The 6723-nt window shown below is 64.1% G+C and carries 7 protein-coding genes and 1 pseudogene; 1 reads left to right on the plus strand and 7 read right to left on the minus strand.

Annotated elements, in window-relative coordinates; genetic code table 11:
* Window positions 1-1711: 1711 nt before the first annotated feature.
* The 6 genes from rsmG to rpmH are packed head-to-tail and all read right to left on the minus strand — an operon-like array spanning window position 1712 to window position 4767.
* Window positions 1712-2329, minus strand: a complete 618-nt coding sequence (gene rsmG, locus ABTZ43_RS11425; protein ID WP_350538880.1) for a 16S rRNA (guanine(527)-N(7))-methyltransferase RsmG — start codon at window positions 2327-2329, stop codon at window positions 1712-1714.
* 40 nt (window positions 2330-2369) lie between these two features.
* Entirely contained in the window at window positions 2370-2861 is a 492-nt protein-coding gene (locus tag ABTZ43_RS11430) for a Jag family protein (RefSeq protein WP_056414441.1), read from the minus strand.
* Window positions 2858-3928 carry a membrane protein insertase YidC gene (gene yidC / locus ABTZ43_RS11435; protein WP_149421932.1) on the minus strand — a complete coding sequence of 357 codons (1071 nt, stop codon included), beginning with the start codon at window positions 3926-3928 and terminating at the stop codon, window positions 2858-2860. The genes ABTZ43_RS11430 and yidC overlap by 4 nt, the downstream gene beginning before the upstream one ends.
* A 3-nt stretch (window positions 3929-3931) precedes the next feature.
* Window positions 3932-4282 (minus strand): membrane protein insertion efficiency factor YidD, encoded by a 351-nt coding sequence (gene yidD / locus ABTZ43_RS11440; RefSeq protein ID WP_350538877.1) that lies wholly within the window; start codon window positions 4280-4282, stop codon window positions 3932-3934.
* Window positions 4279-4623, minus strand: coding sequence for a ribonuclease P protein component (gene rnpA / locus ABTZ43_RS11445; protein ID WP_350538878.1), 345 nt, complete (start codon window positions 4621-4623; stop codon window positions 4279-4281). The genes yidD and rnpA overlap by 4 nt, the downstream gene beginning before the upstream one ends.
* Window positions 4624-4629: 6 nt before the next feature.
* Window positions 4630-4767: a 50S ribosomal protein L34 gene (gene rpmH, locus ABTZ43_RS11450; protein WP_022889115.1), complete on the minus strand. Its 138-nt coding sequence runs from the start codon at window positions 4765-4767 to the stop codon at window positions 4630-4632.
* A 380-nt stretch (window positions 4768-5147) separates the two neighbouring features.
* Between rpmH and dnaA the strand changes: the two are divergent.
* Window positions 5148-6476: pseudogene (gene dnaA, locus ABTZ43_RS11455) on the plus strand (chromosomal replication initiator protein DnaA); the annotation flags it as partial.
* A 26-nt stretch (window positions 6477-6502) separates the two neighbouring features.
* On the opposite strand, the gene ABTZ43_RS11460 reads toward dnaA, so the two are convergent.
* Window positions 6503-6723 (minus strand): hypothetical protein (locus ABTZ43_RS11460; RefSeq protein WP_350538879.1); only part of this gene is annotated, 221 nt, incomplete at its 5' end.

Below are 6723 nucleotides of genomic sequence, written 5' to 3' on the forward strand. Positions count from 1 at the left end.
GCCGTCTCGGCCGAACGGCACGAAGCATGATCATCGACACACGCAGTCCCGGCCATCTCGACATCGGTCGACCGACCTACGGCGGCCGCTGAGAACTGCCTAGGCGCATCCCTCCCCCTCTGGGTGGAACGGATGGTGGCCTGCGCGCCGATCTCCGACGCGGCACCCGCGTGTTTCACGTGAAACGTGTGCCTAAAGGGTACACCTGGTGAGAGTCAGGGCAACCGCTCAGGAGCGCCAGGATGCCGTCGAACCACAGTACCCGCTCGTCTCCGTCGAGCTCCCGATGCGACGGGGCGAGGGTCTGCTACCGTGCCACGTCGCGAGATGCACCGTCCTCTCGCGGCTGACGCCGTCAGAGCAGGGAGGAGAGATCCAAGGATCGGAGGGAACCGTCCCGCTCCTCTCCGCCGCTCAACGCGGCAATCTCGTCGAGTGGCGGTCCCTGACGAGCCCGACGACGGCGAAGACCACGTGTGCGACGCAGCTCTCCCGTCGCGGTGGCCGTGCGCTCGTCCCCACAAAGCCGGGTCACACGCCAAGAGAATGGTGCCTCACGACGATGCACTTCCAGGCGGTGTGCGTCGCGGAGATAGTCCCACCACGATGGCACGGCGCCGGCTGGGCTCCTCGCCCCTGTCTCCGCCCCTCCCCCACGGGTCTGGGCCACAGACAACGATCCCCCCTGACTCGTCCTCGCGTCTCCAGCGCCACTGGAGGTTCATCACCGCCGGAGCCTCATGACCGCCGGAGCCTCATCACCACTGCAACTCGACCACCCTCACGCTGCGCGCGCCCGTTCGTGTTCGCACGACAGCGCGGGTGCCCTCGAAGCCCCCGTCGGCTACCCTCATCGACCCAAGAGCCCGTCATCACGGCCCCCGGGTCAAGGAGAACCATCCACCTTGATGCCTGACGTCCGCCGGATGTGATCGTGAAGACGCCCCCGCCTCTCCGCCTGGACCTGAAGCGTCCGCCGCTCGGCCGCACGAGGGAAGAGGCAGCCGCCGCAGCCTCCTCCTCCGTGCCTCTCCCGCCGGACTGGTAGACAAGCGCTGACAGGCGACGCCCTGATGTGGGATGGATCCGCGAGCAACCGAGGCCGTGCGCAGCAGGCTGCCGGCTCTGCATGCACACACACCTTGCGGGACCACCCGGGCGGAAACACCAGAACGCATCCAATCCACGGCCACGGTGCTCTGCCGATCCCGCGGGCGGCTCTCGCGAACCTTATGTTCCACGTGAAACATCACCCTCGAATGGAGTGATCTTGTTCCGCGACGAACACCCGCTCCATCACACTCGAGATGTTTCACGTGGAACATCGAGTCGTTCAAATCCGCGGCGTTTCACGTGAAACACTGCAGCTTCGTCGGCGGCCCCGGCGCAACGATAGGCACAGCTAGCAAACGAGCCCGCTCCGCAGTCGCAGCAGCGAGCGGTCCCTCGGAGCGCACTGCTCCGCAGAGCCGCATATCGTGATGCCCGAGGCGACGCGTGACAACGACTCGACCCGGCCTGCGCGAGTCCCGCAGCACTCGGAACCCGGCCAATATGGTGCCCACATCACTCACCGGGATCCCACTGGAGACCAGCACCCACCGTCGGGCGCAACACGCAAAGCGGAACCAGTGAACACCCAAAAAGTCGAGCAAACGACGAACGATCACGCCGCCACGAGGACATCATCCCCACGGAAGGGGGGAACGCCTCACCGGACGGTCGCGCGCACCACTCTGGTGATCTCGGGCAGCACGCCTTCTCCCAGCACTTCGACACGTACGTCGGACAGCCGGTACTTCTTGATCTGCTTCTGCGCCGCGTCGATCTCGTTCGCGGCGTTCATGCCCTTGAGTACCGCGAGTTCACCGCCATCACGCACAAGAGGTGCGGTCAGAGGCAACAGGGTTCGCAGCGCGCTGACAGCACGAGCGGTGACCACATCGAACCCGCCGGGGCGATCGACGTCTTCGGCGCGGGCGCGCAGTACTTCGACGTTGTCGAGTGACAGTGCCTCCACCTGCTCATTGAGCCAGGTGATCCGTCGCTCCATCGGTTCGATGAGAGTCCAGTGCACGTCAGGACGCGCGATTGCGAGAACCAGTCCGGGCAATCCTGCGCCCGACCCGATATCGGCAACCGATCCATGGAAGAGCGGGGCCGCGATCACGCTGTTGAGGATGTGTCGCGTCCACAGTCGTGAGAGCTCGAGAGGACCGATGAGCCCTCGCTCCTCACCCTGATCCGCGAGCGCCGCGGTGAACTGACGGGCGACGTCGATCCTGTCACCGAACAGCTCGGCTGCTACGACCGGTTCCGGCTCGAGCATGCTCACCGGCGGAGCCCGACGTGATGTTTCACGTGAAACATCACCGACGACGGAGAACCGTGTGACGGTCGGCACCCTCGCCGTAGGACTCGGACACGAGACCCTGATCGGCAGCGATGTCGTGCACCAGCTTGCGCTCGTAGCTCGACATCGCGGGAAGGGATGCCTGACTCGCGCCCTCGTCCAGCTTGGCAGCGGCCGCGTTCACGAGGGTCTCGAGCTGAGCCCGGCGCGCGTCGCGCGAGCCGCCGATGTCGAGGATGAGACGCGAGAACGAGCCTGTCCGGTTCTGAACCGCCAGACGAGTGAGCTCCTGCAGAGCCTGCACCGTGTCAGGTGCCGACAGAAGAGAGAGGCCATTCCCCTCGGCTTCGACGGACACGTATGCCCGACCCTGACGGACATCCAGGTTCAGATCGCCATCGATGTCGGCGATGTCGAGGAGCTCTTCGAGGTAGTCAGCCGCGATGTCGCCCTCGTTCTCGAGCTGTGCGACTGTCGGCTCCTCGATGGCCGTGATGTTCTCCGTCATGCACCGCTCCCCTTCTTCTTCGAACGCTTCTTACCGACCGGCTGCTGACGCTTGGGAGCCTCGGCCTTGGCCTTCTCCACCTCGTCGAGCATGCGCTGCTGCTCAGCCTCATACACCGCCATCGGCACGACCTTGCCCGAGGAATCGATGGCCTTGCCCTTGCGCGCCAGGCGCTCCTCACGGGCCTTCGCGGCCTCGGAGCCGGGAGTCGGCATCTCGCGGATGACGAGGAACTGCTGACCCATGGTCCACAGGTTCGAGATGAACCAGTAGACGACGACACCGAGCGGGAAGAAGATTCCCGAGAAGATGAACCCGAGCGGCAGCACGTAGAGCATGATCTTCTGCATCTGGTACGCCTGGCCGGTCTTGGCCTCGGGCGACAGGTTCTTCGAGATGATCTGCAGCTGCGTGAAGAACTGCGAGCCGATCATCAGGACGACGAGCGTGACCAGGATGACGATCGCGGTGGTGTTCCCCGCGTCCACGGCGTTGCCGAGAGTCTCGTGCAGCGAGGCCACACCGAACAGCTTCGCGTCGTAGAACTGCTCGGTGAGCTCCGCGCTGAGGAAGCCGACTCCACCGATACCGGCATTGTGATGCTTGGTCACATCGCTCAGCACGCTGAACAGCGAGAAGAAGATCGGCATCTGCACCAGCAGTGGCAGACAGCTCGACATCGGTGTCGTGCCGTGCTTCTTGTACAGCGCCATGGTCTCGCGGCTCATGGCCTCGCGAGAGAGCTGATCCTTCTTACCCCGATACTTCTCCTGAACTTTTCGCAGTTCAGGAGCAATTTCCATCATCTTTCGCTGGCTCTTGATCTGCTTCACGAAGAGCGGGATCAGGGCAGCACGCACGACGATGACGAGGCCGACGATCGACAGCACCCAGGTCAGACCGGATGCGGCCGGGAGGCCGACCGCGGTCAGCAGCCAGTGCCAGGCGACGAGAACGAGCTCGACGACCCACTTGAGCGGCCAGAGGATGGTGCCGATCAGGTCGAAGCCGCCGGAGGCAGGCGCCGGCGACGGTGTTGCGCTGGCGAACAGAAGGTCAAGACCCACCGATCAGTCCTTTCGGGAAGGGACGACGAAACCGCGAGCGGTCAGGTCATAGCGGAAGTGTTCATGCGGACGGACGTCATCGACGCCGCCGTGACTCCAGGGATTGCAACGGAGAATGCGCCACGCCGAGAACAGTGTTCCCCGCACGGCACCGTGCTGTTGCACCGCCCCTACAGCGTAAGCCGAACAGGATGGGTAGTACGCACACACGTCTCCGTACATCGGGGAGATCACCTTGCGGTACCCGGTGAGGAATCCCAACACGAGATTCCTGGGGATCAGGGGGATGCTGCGCAGCAGGTCACTCGCCTGCATCCGTCCCGTGCCGATCGACGACGACGGTAGAGCGGTCATGATCGTGTCTTCACGAGTCGGTCGAGGCAGCGATTCACATCGGCACTCAGTTCGGAGAAGCTCGCGGTCGCGGATGCAGGAAGGGCACGGATGACGACATCCGTGCCCTCGGGTACTCGTGACAGCGCCTCCGCACAGATGGCTTTGAGTCGCCGACGGACGGTGTTGCGCACCACTGCGGTGCCCACCTGCTTGCTGATGATGAATCCGAACCTCGCGGCTCTGCTCTCACCCGTCGTCAGCATCGATGTGACGACGCGGGCTCCGCCACAGCGTGAACCGCGTCGAACGACCAGTCGATAGTCGCTCCCGCGGGTCACACGATACGGGCGGGCGAGCACAGCGTTCTACGCGGAGAGCTCGGTGCGTCCCTTCGCGCGGCGAGCCGACAGGATGGCGCGGCCGGCGCGGGTGCGCATGCGAAGACGGAAGCCGTGCTTCTTGGCGCGACGACGGTTGTTGGGCTGGAAGGTGCGCTTGCTCATGGAATCACTCCGGGAATGCTGCCACCGGGATCATTTTGACCGGAGACATAGGGATCTGCCGTTCAGGCATAAGTCAACCGATTAAGGGTACGTCTTGACGGCGCGCAGAGCAAATCTGCGCGCTTCGGCAGTGGATGACCTGCGAGATCCGCACAGCTATTATCCACAACCCCTCGCCTGCACGTATGCGCAACACGCGCGCGGATTCCTCAGGGCAGGTTGCCGTTCACAGCCGCTGTGACTACCGTGGCATCCGGAGTTATCCACAGGGTCCTGACGTCTCGGGAGCCCTCCGCACATATGCAGCCCGGAGCGTCATGTCATCACCTGCCCAGCCCGACGTTCCGATCTGGACCACGGTGCAGGAGCTGCTCGAAGCGGATGACCGGGTCACCCCCCAGCTGCAGGGATTCCTCAGTCTCGCCGTGCCGGCCGGCGTCATGGCCGCGACCCTGTACCTCGAGGTGCCCAACGACCTCACCGCGGCACAGATCAACAAGCGTCTGCGGCTCCCGATCATGGAGGCGCTGTCGCACATCGGCGAAGAGGTCACCTCGTACCGTGTCGTGGTCAACCACGAGCTCGCCGAGCAGCCCACGGCACCGATCGCCGTCGCCGACTACGGCCGTCAGGAGCAGTCGCGCGTCGAGTCGCCGATGGAGCAGCCCACGCAGCTGCGGCACGAGTCACGACTCAATCCGAAGTACACCTTCGACAACTTCGTCATCGGACAGTCCAACCGATTCGCCCATGCAGCGGCCGTCGCCGTCGCGGAGGCTCCCGCCAAGGCGTACAACCCGCTCTTCATCTACGGCGACTCCGGACTCGGCAAGACCCATCTCCTGCACGCGATCGGCGACTACGCCCAATCCCTCTATGCAGGGGTGAAGGTCAGGTACGTCTCGAGCGAGGAGTTCACCAACGACTTCATCAACTCGATCGCCAACAACCGCGGCGCCGCGTTCCAGGCGCGCTACCGCGAGGTGGACATCCTCCTCATCGACGACATCCAGTTCCTGCAGGGTCGCGCCGAGACCCAGGAGGCGTTCTTCCACACCTTCAACACCCTGCACGATCACAACAAGCAGGTCGTGATCACCAGCGACGTGGCGCCGAAGCATCTGACCGGGTTCGAGGACAGGATGCGCAGCCGCTTCGAGTGGGGTCTCATCACCGACGTCCAGGCCCCCGACCTCGAGACCCGCATCGCGATCCTTCGCAAGAAGGCCCAGAGCGAGGCGCTGCACATTCCCGACGAGGTGCTCGAGTACATCGCCACCGTCGTGTCCTCGAACATCCGCGAGCTCGAGGGCGCACTCATCCGCGTCTCCGCGTTCGCGAGCCTCAACCGCTCCGCGCTCGACATCTCGCTGGCCCAGACCGTCCTGCGCGACATCATCGACACGGCGGAGGACAACATCATCTCGCCGACCGACATCATCACGGCCACGGCGCAGTACTTCAAGCTCACCGTCGACGACCTGTACGGCTCGAGCCGATCGCAGCAGATCGCGACGTCACGACAGATCGCCATGTACCTCTGCAGAGAGCGCACCAGTCTCTCGCTGCCGAAGATCGGACAGCTGTTCGGCAATCGCGATCACACCACGGTCATGTACGCCTACAAGAAGATCAGCGAGCTCATGAAGGAGCGCCGCTCGATCTACAACCAGGTGACCGAGATCACCACGCAGCTCGGACGCCGCTGAGCGTCGTCCGACGGCTTCGAAGGGGGTCACGACAGCCGCCACGGTGATCTACCTCTACTTCGATCGCCTTGGTCGCCGCTGGCGCAAAGAGCCGCAAAGCCTGGAGCCGGTTGAGTCATGAACCTGTCCGGACCCACGCCAGCGGCATAGGCACGCTCGAGCACAGCCTGGTGCTTCTCGTCGAAACTGGGGTTGGTCAGGTTGACGCCGATATCAATGAGTTGCATGGTGCTATCTCCGCCTGCGG

This window comes from Microbacterium sp. NPDC097977, from assembly GCF_040302605.1.
Taxonomy (GTDB): domain Bacteria; phylum Actinomycetota; class Actinomycetes; order Actinomycetales; family Microbacteriaceae; genus Microbacterium.

Excerpts from the sequence above, each read along its gene's own strand:
- rsmG (WP_350538880.1), bottom strand. The coding sequence starts at position 2,329 with ATGCTCGAGCCGGAACCGGTCGTAGCAGCCGAGCTGTTCGGTGACAGG.
- ABTZ43_RS11430 (WP_056414441.1), bottom strand. The coding sequence starts at position 2,861 with ATGACGGAGAACATCACGGCCATCGAGGAGCCGACAGTCGCACAGCTC.
- yidD (WP_350538877.1), bottom strand. The coding sequence starts at position 4,282 with ATGACCGCTCTACCGTCGTCGTCGATCGGCACGGGACGGATGCAGGCG.
- rpmH (WP_022889115.1), bottom strand. The coding sequence starts at position 4,767 with ATGAGCAAGCGCACCTTCCAGCCCAACAACCGTCGTCGCGCCAAGAAG.